Here is a 15,723-nt window from a genome sequence, read left to right on the forward strand (position 1 = left end):
GCGACCACGGTAATTTACGGTGCGGACTCTCCAGCGGTTTTATCAGTCACATTGGACAATTGACACGCCGCTGAAAATGGCTATAGTGCGCAACCTCAACAGCGCACAGCGCTGCTTGCCCAGGTGGCGGAATTGGTAGACGCGCTAGCTTCAGGTGCTAGTGGCCTTACGGTCGTGGAAGTTCAAGTCTTCTCCTGGGCACCATCTTTACGCAAAAAGGCCGACTCTTACGAGTCGGCCTTTTTATTTTGCGGAGCCCGCAGCCCCACCACCGCTGCCGGCAGGTCAACCGAGGGCATCAAAAGACGCCCTCCCCGCTTTATTTAGCGGCCACCAACAGCGACCGGAAGAGGCTCCAGCATGGCGCTTTCCAACACCGCGCCACCCGTTACCTGCGCACTCTCCTCCCGCTCTTCCTCGTCGTCATCCGAGCCATCCAACGGCTGCAGCTCGCCACCGTGCAGGCGTACCTCCGGCAGGTTCAATACGTCGATACCCAGGCTGTAGGGAGCCACCTCGCTGAAAATGCCCGGGTCCAGTTGCGCGATGTCGTCTACCGGGTTCTGCACCGCCGACTTCAGTCCCTGAGTGGTCTCGGTACTAGCGATGGAGACGCCCTTGTTACCGATCGCGGTAAACAGTGGCATATGCCCCTCGAACGCCGGCTCATAATAAAACAGCGCGACGATATCCACAGACTCGGTGACATTGAATCGCAAGGGGTTGATTACCGTACCGATATTGCCCCAGCGTTGCTGCTCGGTACCAATAACCGCGGTTCCGGCTGTAATGTGCGTATCGCGGAAACTCTCGGCGGTCAGCAAGCCAAAATTGGCGCTGGCCAAGGATAGGTTGCCGCGCCCCACATCGAGCTTTCCGATCACCAGATCATCGCTCTCCACAATCGACACATCGATATCGCCCCCGCTTGAGCGCAATGACAGCGACTCGAGATCAGATTCAATATCCAAATCACCGGCCAGGGTAAGGTCGGCGCCGCCAGCCTTAAGGAAGCCACCAATGGTTTCTGTGGTACTGCTGACGAGGACCACATCGCCTGCAGCGCCGTATTCCAGCGCCATATCACCGCCATTAAACTCGATGCCCGCAGCACCACTAACGTTGGTGAAGTCCATTTGCTGACTGGAAACCAGGTTCAGGCCTCCCGCGGTATCCTGCAGAGACTCAAACCCTGTAAAGACAAAGTCTCCCACCAGGTGTTGTGCATCCGAGTTACCGCGAATCTGCCACTGCTGCTGCGCGGCTAACTGCATCACCAACTGGTCGCTACCAGATCCCCCGGCCAGTTGCGTGGGCTGGCTACCGGCCATTATCTGCAAAACATCGTCGCCGGCGCCCAACAGCAGGTTATCCAGTAGTGTGCCGCCCATGACCACAGTGTCATCCCCAGCACCAGTATCCAGGGATACCAAACTTCCCCCATCCAGTTGGAAAGCGTCGTTGCCACCACCGGCGACAATCTGCTCGAACCCACTGAAGCTCACCGAAGCCTGCGCATCCGAAACACTGCCACCGCTGGCGCCCAGAGTCCAACTCATATCGGCGTCAAAACCGTGGAGAGTATCGCTGCCGCTGCCCGCGGTGATGGAATCCACTCCGGCGAAGCTCACCCCACCCATCTGCAGATTCTGCGGACCGGTCATGAAATAGTCCGCGCCGAATGACGGGCCGGTGTAAGCGCCAGTAGCTTCCACCTGTTCTAGGTTTTCGAACAGCACCGTGAGGGAGTCGACAGTGGCAACTGCAGCACCCTCAACGAGTGCAGCATCGCGCTCGAGCGAACGCCAGAGAACATCATCCCCGGTGACAACATCTGTGCCTCCGCCGGCATCGACGCTCTCTACACCACTGAATCCCATACCCGCGACGGTGATACCGCCATCGCTCAGCACGAACCTTTCAGTGGTGGCACTGCCAACCAGCTCCGAGGCGCTCACACTTTCAATTCCGGTAAACGCCATCTCACTGCTTGTGAACGCACCGTCCACCCCCGCCAGCTGCACGCTGGAGATCGCAGTGACATCGTCGCTTCCAATACCGCCATCGACAGCGGTTACATTGGAGAATTGAATGCCATCTACAGTCAGAGCACCGTTATCGATGACCGCAAAGGTATGCCCGCTGTCATTTCCGACAATGCGACCAGAGCCCCCGGCGAACCGCTCGATACCTGAGATCAACAAGTCACCGTGCTGCAGGCTCGCAACCTCTTCCGCCAACTGCCAGTCCGCGCCGATGGAACTGCTCAAGCTATCCCCCTCAGCGCCACCAGCAAGTTTTGTCACACCCTGAAACGCTATCCCGGCGACCTCGATCGAGCCGTCGCTGGCGAGCGCGAAACTATCTGCTCCCGCGCTACCTGTCAGGGTGTCAGTGGTCGCCTGTTTGATACCCTTGAGGCTAAGCGAGCCCGCAAACACCTCTCCAGCAGTATCAGACAATGTCAGCCCACCATTGTAGGCGCTGGCATCCAGAGAGTTATCGGCAGAAACACCATCCACAAATGTCATGTCGTTGATGGTCAATCCGCCTACAGAAATACTGTCAGCACTGTTCAGAACAAATGCATCTACCCCGTCTGTACCAAACACACCACCACTCAAGGCGTTGAGAATCTCTACATTCAGGAAGGTGATACCGTTATTTTCAGCACTGCTGCCACCGACGATCGTCCAGTCTGCGCCATCGAACCCGGTAACCGTATCAACACCACCTTTTCCGTCTATCTGAGTGGATTCGGAAACTATCTCAAATCCATTGACGATCACATTGCCATCAGCGTTGAACCAGATTTCATCACTATCGTCGGTAGCTCCAACTGCGCCCACGTCGAGCTGTTTGATATCGTAAAACTCGATACCCTCCGCGAAGACAAAATCGTTGGTCTCATTCAGATCTATCGTACCGGCGGAGCGCAGAGTATTGGTACCATCGTTACCATTCACCCGATTCAGCCCCGTCAGATTAAGATCCGCCACGGTAATTGCGCCCGCACCGGTCACCTCGAAAGTTTCATCCCCTGCCGACCCGTCCAGCTCAGCCAGCACAGCCGAGTTCAGTGCGGCAAAGGTCAGAGTACCGGCCACCTGCAACTCGCCATCGGTGCCAGTCAGGGCCAGCGCATCGCTGTAGCCGCTGGCATCCAGCTGGTCACCGGCAACGCCGGGGTTGCTTACGGCATCATAGGTTGAGCCATTGCCGACAACACTGGCCAGGCCGGTAAACGCCATACTTTCATAGGACACGGTTGCGCCGTCGTCGGCACTGCCGGTCAGCGTAAAAGCATCATCCCCTGTGGTACCGGTCAGCGTGGCTGCAGTGGTGTTGAAGTTCTCAAAGCCATCGAAGGTGATGCCGTTGCTGCTTTCTACGGAATCTGCATCCAGCAGCGCCCAGTTGATACCACTGGCACTATCAACGCTATTGCCGGTGCCACCGGCGGTCACGCTGGTAACACCGTCGAACTCGATCAGGCGGGCGGTGATACTGTCACTGGTAAGAGTAAACACATCACTCTGCGTGCTACCGGTGAGCGACGCGGTATTGGCGGAAGTGAGTCCACTGAAGGTGATGCTGCCTGCGGTAACTTCCCGCGCACTGCCGGTAAGCACCAGGCCCGCACCAAAGGCGCTGGCATTGAGGTTGGCATCATTCGGGGCCGTGAAATGCTCGACATTGCTGAAGGTGATACCGTCGTGCAACACCGAATTGTCCGCATTCAGGGTAAAGCCCTGACCTCCACGGGAATCCACCCGGTCACCTTGATCCACACCGGTGCCGGCATCGACACTGCTCACGCCGGTGAAGTCAATATCCGCAACCTCGACGGCACCACTGCCTTGCAGGGTATAGACTTCCGCATTGGTGCTGCCTTGCAGCGCGGACGCGGTGGCACTGTCAATACCGGTAAAGTCGATCTCACTGCTATTAAAGGCACCGTCGGTCCCAGCCAGGGTAACACCGGCGATGGCTTCTACGTCATCCGCGCCGGTACCGGCATCCACACTACTGATGCCACTGAACTGGTGCGTGCCATCAACGGTCACCGCGCTGTCAGCAGTCACCACAAAGTCGTGCCCGCTGCTGTGCCCTTTGATCACCCCGGCGCCACCGGTGAAGACTTCGACACCTGCAATAGTGAGGTCACTATCCGATTCGCGATCGAGGGTAACGCTGGCCAGGTTTTCTGCCAGTTGCCAGTCGCCACCGGCAGTGCTGTTAAAACTGTCGGAGCCACCGTTGCCATCCAGGTTCGCAACACCGCGGAAGATAAACCCGGTATAAGTGTCGACGGTCAGGATGTTGCCGGTAGCCAGATCGAAGACTTCTTTATCTGTGGTGCCGGTCAATTTGCCAGTGGTGATGTCTGTGATACCGGTGATGGTCAGCTCACCGGCTTTCAGCTGGCCAGTGGTGGTAGTGAGACTGATACCCGCACCGAAGGCACTGGCATCCAGTCTATCCGCATCGCCATTGCCGTTCAGGGAAGTCATCCCGGAAATGGTCATGCTGCCAAAATCGATACTGTCATCCGTGTTCAGCGTGAAGCGGTCGGGACCGGTGGTGCCCAGCAGACCACCGCTGACTGCTGCCAGGGTTTCGGCGTTGAGAAAGGTGATGCCGTTGTTTTTGGCACTGGTGCCACTCAGCAGCTGCCAGTCCTGACCCGACATGCCGGTGACACGGTCGTCGGTACCGCCGCGCGCATCAATGGTTGTGACATTTTCAATGGCGATACCATTAACGGTCAGCTTGCCCAGGTCATCGAAGGCAATAATGTCATTGTTGTTGGTGGCGTTCAGGGTGGCGGTTTCATTCGCATCAATAACCCCCAGATCATAGAAGTCTATACCGCTGCTGCGAACATAGCCGTCTTCCATGGTCGGTGTGTCTTGGGCAACCAGCTTGTCGTTGCCACCACCGCCGTTCACACGGGAAAGCCCGGAAAGATTGATGGCGGCAGCTGTCAGCGCACCTGAACCGCTAGCCTCAAAAACGTCGGCGCTATCGGTTGCGGTCAGCTGGTCAAGGATCGCGGAATTCAGCCCTTTGAAGGTCAGAGTACCGGCCACCTGCAATTCGCCATCGGTGCCAGTCAGGGCCAGTGCATCGCTGTAGCCGCTGGCATCCAGCTGGTCACCGGCAACGCCGGGGTTGCTTACGGCATCATAGGTTGAGCCATTGCCGACAACACCGACCAGGCCGGTAAACGCCATATTTTCATAGGACACGGTTGCGCCGTCGTCGGCACTGCCGGTCAGCGTAAAAGCATCGTCCCCTGTGGTACCGCTCAGCGTGGCTGCAATGGTGTTGAAGTTCTCAAAGCCATCGAAGGTGATGCCGTTGCTGCTTTCTACGGAATCTGCATCCAGCAGTGCCCAGTTGATACCGCTGGTACTGGATACACTATCGCTACTCGCCCCTTTAGTAACCAGCGCCAAATCACTGAATTCAAATCCAGTATATCCGGAAACAGTCAGAGTTCCGTCACTCTGCAAGGTAAAGACTTCCTGAGCAGTACTGCCCTTCAGTTGACCGCCGCTGGCAACAACCTCCCATGCACCAGTGAAATCAATCAATGAATTGCGAACATGATCGCCACCCAGGGCCCAGATACCGGAACCTGTGACCTGGTCATTCCCGGACCCGGCGATAGTCGACAGCCCCGTAAATGTGAATGCATCCCTCGCGAGATCCGCATTGTTCGAAGAATTTATATCCAGGGAGACACTCTGACCATTAGTATTAACCGAGGCAACACTGGTAGACGCGAAGTCAGAAAAAAGAATACCGCTGCTGACGGAGAAATCTGGTTCGTCTTCTGCCCCGGCGAGATGCGAGTAGATTCCGCTGCCGCTCGCATCATCGAGATACAATACCGCCAACCCGGAGGCTTTTTCAGAGAAACTGTCGTTTCCATCGGAGATCACCTCCTGCAGCGCACTGAAATCCATTTTGTTGACTGTTACCGTCTGCGAACCGGCACTGGAGCCGATCACGAAGTCGTGTTGTGTTTCCGCTGTTGTAGACGCGGTCAACTTATTGGCAGTAATACTGGAGATGTCGGAAATTTCCAGGGTGCCGGCAACCACTTCCAGTTCGGTATCGGTGAGCACCAATCCATTTGAGTAGGCACTGGCGTCCAGAGAAGGATTACCTGCAGTGCCAACGACAAAACCCGAACCTCTCTGCAAAAAGGCAAGATCACTGAAAGTCGTATTTGCGACAACAACGTCGCCATCGGACTCAAGCGTGAAACGCTCACCAATATTGAACTCCAGCGTACCGCGGTCAGTATTGATGGTATCGAAATCGTAAACATCCACGCCGGAGCCACTTGAGAAGAAAAGCTCAGCTTGCTCAGATCTATTCAGGGTCCAGCTATCGCCCCAACCTATAACCTCTGTTCCGTTTTCGGTACCCTGAACTGTTTTTAAAGCATAAAACTCGATATTACTAGTGCTGACGTCAAAGTAATCACCCTTCGAACCACCATTTTTAATAGTGAATATGGCAGTACCGACCGCATTGCGTGCCGAGAGCACATCAGTGGTAACCGTACTTAATCCGAAGAATACTGTCCCAGTACTAGCTGCTGCATCTGTCAACAGCGCAACACTGTCGTTCGCAGCTCCAATTACAACTCCATATTCGTAATCAGAGGCACTCAGATGACTACTGCTCGATCCAGCGCCGGGGGATACCTTCGCCAAATCTTTAAACAGCATCCCATGGATACCGACATAACCATCGCTACTGATTGAGAAATTATTTTCGATATCCTTTCCGGCCGTTAGATCCGCACCGAGCGACTCAACTTCCCAGATACCGGTGAAATCAATACCATTATTATTCGCACCATCGTCAATTACGGTCCAATCACCGGTCGAGTAGAGCTTATTTCCGGAAGCCCCGATCACACCGGTAAGACTGCTGGCTTCCAGATTTATATCCGTAAACTCTGCCACCCCATTACCGGTCACTGACAAGGCGATACCGCCGGCCTGTCTCGTATCTATCTGTGCGACTTCAACGCCAGATAGGCCAATAAACTTGATCCCGCTATCGTCACTAGCGGTGTCGACAAATACATCTGCCGCAACATCGCCATCATCTTTTTTAAGATAGACTTCCGATAGATCCAGCGCATTCAATTCACCATTAGACTCTACTTTGCTGATGCCACTGAATATCAATTGAGTGCCATCAAACTCCGCGTTATTGGCAACGGTAACGGAGGTTCCACTGTCCACATCGAAGAAATAGCTATTAACATCACCGATAACGTTTCCTGAACCGCCGGTAAATGTCTCGACGCCAACAATGTTAAGGTCACTATCTACTTCGTGATCGTGGGTAACGCTAGCCAGATTTTCTGCCAGCACCCAGTCCCCACCGGCAGTGCTGTTAAACCTGTCGGAGCCACCGTTGCCGTTCAGTTTCGCAACACCGAGGAAGTTAAACCCGTCGTAAGTGTCGACGGTCAGGGTGTTTCCGGCAGCCAGGTCGAAAACTTCCTGGCCTGTGGTGCCGGTCAATGTTTCGGTCGTGATCTCGGTGATTCTGGTAATGACTAGACCACCGGCGTCCAGCTGGCCGGTGGTGTCGGTCAGACCGATTCCCCCACTGAAGGTACTAGCGTTAATAGCATCCTTGCCCCCGAGACCATCCACCGTATCGAGGTTTTCAAAAATCACTCCACTGTATTCGATATTCCCAGAGCCATTTAGGAAAAACACATCGTCGTCAATACCATCAGTTCCATTATTCCCAAAGAGTGTGACCCCTGCACCGACCACCACACCATCAGCATTTGTGATCGTTGCAACACTCGCCGAGTCACTTTTAAGGCTTGTTACACCGCCGCTCGATTCAATTTCTGAAAATGAGGAAATTGCGCTGACATTAAAGTAATGATTACCACCGGAGTTCGTTATAGTGAATGGGTTTACAGACTGGATATTTCCGAGAACGCTAACCGTAGGAGAATCCAGCTCTTCAGCTCCAAACGCCCCCACTTCCAACGAAAAATCATTGACACTAACAGCTGCGTTATTGGTAAAACCACTAGCAGCTATTACGTTCAAGGTGCCGTTACTAGCTGTTACTGTTTGTGCCGTGGCCAGCCCTACGATGTCTTCAGACACAAGATTCAGCGATGAGTCAGAGGACCAGCCCACACTACCGTCGACGTTGAGCGCTCCAAAAAACGTTGCAACTGTAACTGACTTATTATTTTCGAGTGCCGTACCTACAACGCTTGAAGCTGAAGTGTCGAGCGTCACGCTTGATGCTTCGATCAACCACTCGCCACCCTGAGATAGTCCGTCATCACTGACAGTATCGACGGATGTGGTAGAGGCAATAGAAATAGTCGATTCGGAAGTAGTTTTGACGGTTCCGCCAGTACTTCCCGAGTCACTTCCGGAAGCATTGATGGTTCCATCAACGGCAAGGCTTTCGGTTGCCGCGACCGTGATATCGCCGCCGTTGACAGCGATCGCATCACCGGTACCCGGATCGGTAATGGCTTTGGCATCTGCTAACAACGCACTACCATCACCCAGTTCGATAGTTTTCGCGACAATATCAATAGTACCAGCATTCGCTTTTTCTACCGTGCCATTACTAACTTGAAGCTTTCCAACTTCCTCAGCCGTATCTCCGGTTTTATTGGAAACGCTTGCGGATATCGAATCACCAGCGAAGGCTCCGAGAGTGATTTTCCCACCGGAGGTCTCGATACCCGTTGCCTGAACAATACCGGTGTTATTCACAGCTGCGCTGTAGATACCATCAGCAGCGCCAGCCTTCATTACTACCTGTACAGCATCCACCGTGCCGGAATTCAGAATCTCGTAAGCGGCATCAAACTCATCATCAAGAGCCTCTTTTTCTACTTCTACACCGATCAGCCCATCGCCACCCAGGCTCAGCGTGACGCGACCGCCGGTATGAATATTGATATTACCGCCAACCAACTCGCCCTGATCTTGTGCAGTAGACAACAGACCTGAATTCTTAACGCTCTCACCAATGAGTGTGATACCCCGACCGGCCCTGATCACACTGCCAGCCTCAACAGTTACTGATCTGGACTCGCCATCTTCACTGGATATACTCGATGGATCTATCAAATTGAAAGCGAAATCGCCAGAGCCACTGTCAATATCGCCTTCCATAGCCGCGGCCGTCAGTGCAGCCACATTAACGGAAGCCCCCTGTCCGAACAGAACGCCCCTGGGATTGATCAATACCACATGACCGTCTGAGCCCAACCAACCCGCAATGCTGGTGGTACCATTCTGCACCTTATTGATCACCACGGAAGACGCATCAAAACTTCCATCTGCAACAGCGGTGAAGTCAAAATACAGCCCTTCCGACTGAGCAATATTGAATGTTTCCCAGTCGAGTTTGGCAAACTTGCCGTCAATACTAATTTTGGAAAAACTTTCGTCGTCCACCTGATGTTTATCGCTGTCGTCGAAGGTAACAGCGTCGTCAGTGGTGAAGTCTCCAATATTTCCAACTTCTACAGAATGCGCCACGGTGGCACTCATCAGCCCCGCCAGACTCACCGCAACAGACAGCAAATTTCTTTTCATATTCATGATTCTTGCCACTTAGCTCCATGGCGGCGCTGTAGCGCTGCCGATACCATTAAATTTGAATGTTGTTTATTGCAGGAAGTAGGAGAAGTCTGCGTATAAGGTTGGCGTATCGGCATTGTCTCCAGTGCCGTCTACCGAAGATTTTGAAGTTGTTGGCCACGCCACTGACAACTGGCTAACCCAGCTTTCACTCCAGCTGAACTTAAACAGGAAACCAGCTCCTGCGAGAGCTGCCCAATCGTTGTTCAAGTCAGATTCAAAATTATTCACCACGCCGTAACCAGCATCAGCAATAACCGCCACTTGCAGCATATCGTTCAGGCGATTACCAAAAATTATTGGGTTAATCACATCAGGGAAGGATGGATACCATTCGGCAGAAAGTAATGCAGCCTGATCGGCTGAAAAATCGCGCACATCAAAAGCGCGCACGCCGTTGGCACCACCAAGAGATAACTGCTCAAATGACGGCAGCGTATTTTCGCTATACTGCCAGCGACTCTTTATGATCAGGCGAGACTGTGAGTCGGTCAGTGGCATTGGCAAAAACAGTAAGGAACTGGTTTCCGCAGCAAACTTTTCAAACTCGGAATCAGTTTCCAGGTCCGTCTCGCCAGAGTAACTGGTGAGCTCACCGTACTGTACTTTTGCATTGATTACGTTCAGCATCGGGATGCTGCCACCAGAGAGCCGATCCAGATAGATACCGACCTCTCCTCCAAGTGCATGATCCCAACGTTCAAGGATTGGCGTCGCCGCAAGGATTTCAGTTTTCTTGTCAGTAACCGCTACGTTGCCGGTAATATTGAAGTCCCGTGAGCGCCGAAACTTATGCTCGAAATTCAAACCATAATTTTCATTAATACCTTCCAGCTCGAGCAGATTAATAAAGTCATTTTCATCTTCGGGATTATAAATCTTGAATTTATTGTAATCTGCAGACAGCTGCACTCGTGTTCGAGGGTTCAATAAGGGTAGGCTGTATTTAAGCTGACCCAGGTTTGAACCAAAGCCAGAATCAAACTCATCAATACCGGAGGACTTCAAGTAACCCACGGTGAGTTCATCACCAATCCCCAGGGGGTTGAACCAGTCCACCGACGTAAAAATTCGGTTATCACCGGTAAAGGTAGAACCATGGTTATCCATACGGGTTACCAGGCGCCAGTCACTCTCATCCCTCACTTTGAGATTTAGCCGAGTCTCACCCGGGTTATCGCCAGGGCTGAAGTAACCGGTGACGTTCAATGCCGGCAGGTCGTTTAGCAGATAAAGAGACTCTTCAATGCTCTCATGATTAACCAACTCACCCTTTTGCGAGGAAAAAGCTGCAGCAAGCTGCTTCTCGCCATATTTCTGATTGTCGTGCACGGATACCTGGCCGAGCACCCCCTCCTGTACCGAAAAGGTCACCACGCCATCTTGCACTTCCTGCGCCGGAATCTGGACCTGCGCCAAAAACAGCCCCTGCTGTCGGTAAAACCGGGTCAGTTCGGCGGCGATGTCCTCCAGATCGACGTAGCTCAGACCACGCTGCGCGTTTTGCCTTTCCAATGTATTAACAAGCTTGCGCAGCTCCCGCGGCCCCAAGTTCTCTGGCGCAAAACGTGCGCCCATGCCGTCGAGAAGCAACGCAATTTCCTTAAGGTTATCGACGGTATAACCCGCAGCGACGATCTTATCCTCTTTCATGTATTTGACACGTAACGCTTCCGCCTTGGCCTCGACGGTTTCACGGTCAATACCAAATTCCGGATACTCCTCCAGCCGGTGAAAGCGGAACTCCTTGACAGAAATTCTGGGACCGATTTCCCGGCCCGAAACTTCAGGTATATCCGTATCCAGATTGGGGTCGCGGGCTTCCTGTGCACGGCGCTCAAATTCCCGAGCGACATCTTCATCGTTGACGTGGGGCACATCCTGCTCGAAGGCCTGTCGCACACGACTGCGAAAGCTGGAGTCGCTTTGTTGTGCTTCCACATGTGATGCAACTGCCATTACACCTGCCAATGCAGCGCATAACCATTCCTTGTTTAATGAAGACACGGATCCCCCCGGAATTCCTTTCGCAAAATCCTGCAGCGCCAAGGTGAAACTGCGCACTGCTATTATTCGTTTTGTTTAATTAACTGAAGACAACCTTTTCCACCCCGGTAGCACTACCGGGTTAGATCACGCACAACGCGGAATCCCGTGATCTGGTCAGCACCACCAGCGTGGAACATTTTCGAGGTGGCAAGGCAACGACTCATGGGGTCTTGACGACTGCCGCCGGCGGCGATCAGATTGTCATCCATATCGAACACCCACTCCTGCACATTACCCACCGCATTGACAATACCGAAGGGATTCGCTGTCCCGGTGTGCACAGGAACTAACTCAGCGCCTTTCTCGATTCCGCCATAGCGCAGGTAGCAATTGCGATCAGCAACTTCCGGCTCCCCGTTGGCACTTGCCGCCGCAAACCACTCCCGCTCAGTAGGAAGGCGGTAGTGACGTCCGGTTTCCTGACTCAGCCAGTTGAGATATGCCTCTACCTGGCTCAACTCGAGGTTATGTGCGGGAAGCTGCGCATCGTTCGCCGGCACGGGCAAACAGCTTCCAGTGGCGACACAGAATGCCGAGAATTCGCCACCACTTACCTCAAACTTACCTACCGCGAGCGGGCGGCCGGAGCCTCCGTTAACCACCACCATTTCAGGGCCTTGACCACCTGATGCCATAGGGTCTGCGCAGCTATAGCGATCGCCACGGGCACCACTTCCGGGCCGCAGATGTGCACAGTAGTCAATATCGAGACTCGCGAGCACTTCCTGCTTGGGCAACATGGCGCGGGCATCTTCAAGCAAAGCAGCTGTGTTTGCTGGGCTCTTCAACGCAAGCTGCCCAAAACAGCCTGCGAGCTCTTCACCCACTACAGGGCGCAGTAGTTGAGCTTTGGTAGGGTCAATTGAGGCAAGGCGGGTCAGAGTATCGCCGATCAGAGGGAGGTTGATATTGAAATCACACTTCAACGTGCTTTCCATATCATCAAGTACTATATCGATTTGTCGTTGCTTCTCCTCAGCGATGCGCAATTGCTCTGCGCGTAGTGCTTCACGACGCAAACGCTCTTCCTCACGCTCCGCCGCCAACCGCTCTTCTTCCAGCTTGCGGCGCAATTCCTCACGCTCCTGATTCAATTGGGCACGAATGGTCTCGGCACCCGCAACATTCTCATTCCAGTTTGCAGCGCGCCCCAACATCTCTTCCGCAGGCTCGAGATTGCCGAGATTCAACTGCCCCGTCGCCGCAGCGATAAACAGGTCAGATACAGCGCGGTGTACCGTTTCACCAAAGTCCTCATCGGCAGGATTCAGCTTGGTGTATTCCTGAAGCTCGGTGCGCAAATCGCGCTCCCAGGTTGGAGTAAGCACACTGAGACCGAGCAGGCGCTTAACAGCTTCTTTCTTGTCCGCGATCCGGCGCTGCAACAGTTCCTGCTCCAGCTTTTTCTCAAGCTCGACCTTCACGCGCTGCTGTTCGGCGGCGTTTTCCTGCTCAAGATGGTTGTATCCGATACCGCCTGCGACCAGTGTTGCCGCAAACAGTGTGCCGAAAGCCCACTTCCACCCTGTTTTCCCATAAAACGCTTGAACAAACCGTTCGACAGTATCCGTACGGTCCTCGCGATGAAAAGCGAGCGCAGATTCTAGAGCACGCCACTGACGACGGGTGAGGGAGCGAATACGTTTGGGCCTGAGCTTTTGCTCAAAGGCCTTATCCGCAGGTATTTTGTTGTAGGGATGTCTACCGGAAAACAACTCATAGGCGACACAGCCGAGCGCAAAGACATCGTCACTGGGTTTGGGCTCCCCACCCTTGAGCATCTCCAGACTTGCATAAGCAGGTGTTAGCGCCCCCAGAGTACCCGCATCAAAAATAGTCTTTTCACCGGCCTTACTTGCAATTCCACCTTCGGATACCGCTCGCGCAATACCAAAGTCAATCACCTTCGCACCCTTTTTTGTGGTAACGAAAATGTTGCCGGGCTTGAAGTCCGAGTGCACGATGCGATGGGAATGCGCATAGATCAGCGCCTGGGAAACATCGCGCAGGATAGCCTCTGCGCGCTCTTTCTCCAGACCCACATCCGCATGCTCTCGGAGCAACTTGTCGAGGGGAGCCCCCTCAAGAAACTCCATCGTCATGAAGACGCGGTCGCCTTCGCGATCGAAGTCGTAAACGGTTACGATATTGGGGTGAGCGAGGGTCTGGGATTTTCGTGCCTCGCGCTGCAGCGAAATAAACGCATCGGGATGCTTCTGAAAATCTTCGTTAAGGAGCTTGATCGCAACATAAGGGTCGCTGTCGCTCGCCTCCAGCTTGCGGCGGTCAAGGGCTTTGTAAACGGCGCCCATACCACCCACACCAAGCAATTTATCCAGCTCGAAACGGCCTTTGATGATCGTTTTGGTTACTGCACCTTCACGGGATGTGGACGGTTCGAAGTGCACCGCCTCCCGCGGACGGGGAAGCGCATCCGGCACACCTCCAGAATCGACAATCACAGTAGCATCGAGTCCGTCCAGGGCTCCAGCGATGCCTTTTGTCGCCAAAGTTACCTCGCCAGTTATATCGCCAGCACTTGCGGGTACCAGACCAGGATTCCCACCAATGGGCGGATGGTCGTTGGCACCCGTATTTTCATTGCCAACAAATACTGTGACATCTGAATCGTCACAGGCCGACAGGTTTTCCGCAGCTTTCTGGATTATGCGGGTCTTGTCATTCACAACCATCTCCCTGGTGTAAACTCAGCGGCAGATCCTCTCGCCGGTATAATTTTTCATCGCCCACGTTTTACCGATAACCTGCATCGCGCCTAGTGATTTCCGGGAGCGCAAACATAGAAGTGGGGCCATGCCCGAAGGCCGCAAAGTATATCGAAGGGCTCATGCGCCAACAATTGAATGCAGCAAGGTTTTACCCGATTTCCTATTACAATTCGTTACATAACTGGTGAGTCGATACCAATTTGACCCCAACTAAAACCATCGTACCAACAATGCTGGAGGTGAGCGGTACGAAAGTACCAATCCGGGGAGGCGATACACCATCCAATCCAGCGGCCATCCAAAGCAGATTTTTCCGTTTCACGAGCACATTTATTCGTGCCAGAGTCAAATTGGAGCGCTCAGCCGGTACTGTGGAGGTCGTATAGAATGCGCAGAAAATTAGTGCCAGAGTCGATTTAATAATTGATAAAGAAGGTTTTATTTTGATTTTGGCTCTGCTTAAATCCAACTCGCCCGCCAATTTCGGCGCTCCTTGAACTGCTGCTGTCGCGGTGGAAAAGGAAACCCCACCAACGATCCATACCATATTGAGGGATTAAAAATGGCTATCTACATGAACTTCAATAACAAGGCGCCAGCCGGTAACGTAACTGCAAAAGGTTATGAAGACTGGATTGAAGTTGACAGCTTCAACTTCGGTGTAGGCCGTGGTATCTCCATGGAAGCAGGCGCAGTAGCCAACCGTGAAGCCACTCGCCCAAGCCTGAGCGAAGTTACCGTGACCAAGCGTATTGATGCTGCTTCCGGCGGTCTGTTCAAGTCTTCCGTTACCGGCGACGAAGGTGTCAAAGTCGAGATCCATGTAGTTCAGACCGGCGCCAACTCTGTAGAGAAGTTCGCTGTTTATACTCTGGAAGATGTACTGATCTCTTCTTACAGCATCTCTGCTGCCGCAGGTGGTGCACCCGCTGAGTCCATCTCTCTGAGTTTCGCCAAGATCGAAGCGGACCTCAACCACGCGGACAAAACCAACAAAAACCCGAAAAACATGCGTGTTGGATACGACCTTACTACTGCAACTCCGCTGTAATCTGGTCAATCGCAGACTGCGACATTTCGTTCAGCGGTCGGCGCGAAGAGCCGGGCTTAGCAGCAGAGGGCTGTCAAGCCCGGCTTTTCTGTTTTACTGATATTTGACTTTGCTATACAACCTTTCTCGAATACGTCCTGAGGGCGCCAAGATACCGGCGATTTCCAGGTAACAGGGTCGTAATCACAGGGAATTTCGCTTCAGGGGCTCCAGCATGAGA

General features: G+C 53.4%; 4 protein-coding genes and 1 tRNA gene. 2 read left to right on the plus strand and 3 right to left on the minus strand.

Translation table 11 applies throughout. The annotated features are described in order from the left end of the window. Window positions 1-117 precede the first annotated feature (117 nt). A tRNA-Leu gene (locus AU11_RS12410) sits at window positions 118-204 on the plus strand. Window positions 205-323: 119 nt separating this feature from the next. On the opposite strand, the gene AU11_RS12415 is transcribed toward AU11_RS12410, so the two are convergent. The 3 genes from AU11_RS12415 to AU11_RS17800 all read right to left on the minus strand — a co-directional run bounded on the left by AU11_RS12415 (window position 324) and on the right by AU11_RS17800 (window position 14,410). Further along, a complete protein-coding gene (locus AU11_RS12415) occupies window positions 324-9,629 on the minus strand; it encodes a filamentous hemagglutinin N-terminal domain-containing protein (protein ID WP_197023834.1) in 9,306 nt (3,101 codons plus the stop codon). A 72-nt stretch (window positions 9,630-9,701) separates the two neighbouring features. Next, a complete protein-coding gene (locus tag AU11_RS12420; RefSeq protein WP_231491884.1) occupies window positions 9,702-11,738 on the minus strand; it encodes a ShlB/FhaC/HecB family hemolysin secretion/activation protein in 2,037 nt (678 codons plus the stop codon). Between the two features lie 56 nt (window positions 11,739-11,794). Beyond that, complete coding sequence (locus AU11_RS17800) at window positions 11,795-14,410, minus strand: bifunctional serine/threonine-protein kinase/formylglycine-generating enzyme family protein (protein ID WP_197023835.1); 2,616 nt, start codon at window positions 14,408-14,410, stop codon at window positions 11,795-11,797. 604 nt (window positions 14,411-15,014) lie between these two features. Between AU11_RS17800 and AU11_RS12430 the strand changes: the two genes are divergently transcribed. Further along, window positions 15,015-15,503: a type VI secretion system tube protein Hcp gene (locus AU11_RS12430; protein WP_043319667.1), complete on the plus strand. Its 489-nt coding sequence runs from the start codon at window positions 15,015-15,017 to the stop codon at window positions 15,501-15,503. Window positions 15,504-15,723: the final 220 nt, after the last annotated feature.

The organism is Microbulbifer sp. HZ11 (genome assembly GCF_000708675.1).
Taxonomy (GTDB): Bacteria; Pseudomonadota; Gammaproteobacteria; order Pseudomonadales; family Cellvibrionaceae; genus Microbulbifer.

What these genes read in the sequence shown, in the direction of transcription:
- AU11_RS12415 (WP_197023834.1), bottom strand. Translation starts at nt 9,629, where the DNA reads ATGAAAAGAAATTTGCTGTCTGTTGCGGTGAGTCTGGCGGGGCTGATG.
- AU11_RS12430 (WP_043319667.1), top strand. Translation starts at nt 15,015, where the DNA reads ATGGCTATCTACATGAACTTCAATAACAAGGCGCCAGCCGGTAACGTA.